This window comes from Marinospirillum sp. (genome assembly GCF_014859565.1).
The window spans coordinates 1-3,096 of record NZ_JACUUA010000322.1; the positions used below are offsets into that span (position 1 = coordinate 1).

Here is a 3,096-nt window from a genome sequence, read left to right on the forward strand (position 1 = left end):
TCTGTTAAACACAAATGACGGTTTTTTTCCATAAAATCAGCAGGAAAGGGCTTGTTGGGAAGCATAAAATGCTAAGATCTGCATCAAGGCAGGAATCAAACGGATACACTCTGCTAACCTGATGTTACCTGCTGCAGGGTTTTGCACGCAGGTTTTTTGATCCGAGATGGACTATGTCATCCAGAACATCCTCCAAAACTGTCGATTTGATCAAACTGATGCCGCAGGATCTACAGGTTGGGCAACCTGTTGCCTGGCCTGTCTGTGACGCTGCTGGTCAGCAGCTGCTGGAAAAAGGTGGCATGGTTGAGTCAGAGGACTACAAACGGCTGTTGGAGCAGGTGGGTTATTTTGCCCGTGAGCTGGATGGCCCGGTGCGTCAGCCGGTGGTATTCAAAAACAAGGTAAATCCTTTTGCCGAGTTTGATGACCTGTGTATGCAGTTGGAATCCATTTTCCGTATGCTGGATACCAGCAAAAGTTTCCCGCCCGGCAGTATCAAAAAGAAGCTTCTGGATATAGTTACCAACATCCAGGGGCTGGTGCACTATGATGCGGATGCCCTGATGGGTGCGGTGCATCTGTCAGATCAGTTTGAATACCATGTACATCACCCTATGCAGATTGCCATCCTCACCGAGCTGATTCTGCAGCGCCTGAAAGTGCCACAAAATATCCGGCTGAGTGTGCTGGGTGCTGCATTAACAGCCAATCTGGCAATGAATCCCTACCAGAAAACACTGAATCAGCAGCGTACACCACTGAATGAGCAGCAGCGCAAACTGGTGAATCAACACCCACTGCTAAGTGCCCGCCAGCTGCGTGAAGCAGGAGTGGATGATGAACTCTGGATTGAACTGGTGGAACAGCACCACGAAAAGCTGGATGGCACAGGTTACCCCAATGGTTTGAAGGGTGATGAAATCCGCCGTGAAGCCCTGGTGCTGGCACTGGCCGATGTGTATTCCGCGATGGTGACCCCGCGAGTTTATCGCGGCCCGATCAAACTGACCGAATCCCTCAAAGACCTGTTTACCCAACGTGGTAGCAAGTTTGATGACAAGCTCACACGCCTGTTTATCAATGAACTGGGGCTTTATCCTCCGGGAATTTATGTGCGACTGAACAACGGTGAACTGGCCGTAGTGGTAGGGCGCACTACGGACTTTAAAGCGCCTGTAGTAGCCTGCATTAAAAAGCCGGATGGCAACATGTACCCATCGCCGCGCAAACGCAGCTCAGCAGAAGAAGGTTATGGTGTCCGTTATGTCTGCGACCCATCCGAACGTGTCCGCGTCGACCCATCCCAGCTATGGGGCTTTGAAGCCCTGCGCGTCAACATCAAAGTTGACCTCTCCAGCGTCGACGCATTTATCCGCGGACTGCGCTGATCTTTTTTACAGGAAGCATTCAAGCAAAAAAAGGCCATCGAATCAGTGATCCAATGGCCTTTTTAAAATCAATTCTGGTCGGAGTGAAAGGATTCGAACCTTCGACCCCTGCCTCCCGAAGGCAAAAAATCATTTCTTCTGCCTGCTGCTTATTTCCACGAATCGCCATATAAAGCTATTAAAAACAATAATATAAATTTTTAATGCCAGACCCCTAACAAGCTATGACTGGCTACGAATAGCGAGAAAGTGCTACCATGATGGTCACATATTGGTCACACGGAAAAAATATGGCAACCAAATACACAGATACCAGCATCACGCTTGCCGGTCTGAACGGGTTTCTTTCCGAGGCCAAAGAGCGGGATTCCCTTTGGTGTGAACGAGTGACCGGCCTTCACGTTATAAAGCTTAAAAAAGGTGGCAGCTGGCGTTACCGGTATCAGGATCATTTTGGAAAGCGCCGTGTGGTTACGATTGGCAGAGCATCCGAACTTAAGCCCCAGCAAGCTGCTGAAAAAGCGCTGGAGTGGCGTAATAATGAGTCGGATCCACATCAAGAGCGTGAAGCACACCGCAAAGCAAAAGAGGAAGCGCTCAGGCTTGAAGATACTCGCAGGCTCGGTGATTACTTAGAAGGCGTGTATGCCCGCCACCAAGCACGGAAAAAAGATGGTAAGGGTACTCTGGGCATCCTTCGCAGAAACTTCAGGCCTTGGCTGGAACGCGATATGGCTGGCCTCAATCGGGCAGACGTTAAAATCTGGCAGGCAGACAGGGAAGAGGCTGGTCGAGCACACTCCACAATTCAAAGATCTTACGGCGCACTAAAAACCTTACTGAACCATGCTGTCCAAAATGAAATCCTGACAGATAATCCTTTATCCAGGGTTCAGCTGGAACCACCAACAGATCAAGAAAGGGAGCGCCTGATACATGCCGACAGGTCAGAGGCGCGGCGGCAACTGACAAATACTGAAATAGAACGTCTGTTGACCGGTCTGCACCTGTTTAGCAATGAAAAGAAACAGGAGCGCAGGCGCAGCCGCAAGCATGGAAAATCTTACCTGCCAGATTTTGACGCTGTTACTTTCCCGCACTGGTTTCATCCGTTTGCCTTGCTGGCACTACATACCGGGTTGCGCCCTGGCGATCTATTCAGCCTCACATGGCAAGAACTGAACCTGCAGTTTAAGCGCCTCATTAAAGTGCCAGAAAAAACACGCCACCACCCCGACCCCGCAAAGATCGTTATGGATCTGCCTGATGATGTCGTATCAGATATTGCACCTTGGTGGCACCAGCAGGGTAAACCATCCTCTGGCCTGGTGTTTCCTTCACCAGCGAATGGTTGCCGGATGGATAAAAAGGCTCACATCAAGAATTGGAAGCGGGTTAAAAATCTATGTGGCTTGCCAGGTGAATTGATATTTTACGCACTGCGTCATGACTTCATAAGCCGCCTTGTGGCAGCTGGAGTGCCTTTACTGACTGTTGCCCGATTGGCCGGGCACAAGAGTGTAGAAATGATTGAAAAACATTATGGTCACCTGTGCCCGGCCAGCGCTTCAAATGCACTTAATCTGCTGTCCATAAGTAGTCGCTCCTGCAAAATCAAAAACCTAATTCAGATCAATAGGTTAAGATGTATTTCTGGTATCATTTCCTGACCAAATCCAGCCTTTTCTTTCAATAACCACGAGAA

2 protein-coding genes are annotated in these 3,096 nt (G+C 49.4%); both read left to right on the forward strand.

Annotated elements, in window-relative coordinates; all coding sequences use genetic code 11:
* Window positions 1-173: 173 nt before the first annotated feature.
* A complete protein-coding gene (locus IBX50_RS19035; protein ID WP_292257976.1) occupies window positions 174-1,391 on the forward strand; it encodes an HD domain-containing phosphohydrolase in 1,218 nt (405 codons plus the stop codon).
* Between the two features lie 290 nt (window positions 1,392-1,681).
* The gene (locus IBX50_RS19040) at window positions 1,682-3,061 is read left to right on the forward strand and encodes an integrase family protein (protein ID WP_292257977.1); all 1,380 of its coding nucleotides are present in this window, start codon (window positions 1,682-1,684) and stop codon (window positions 3,059-3,061) included.
* Window positions 3,062-3,096: the final 35 nt, after the last annotated feature.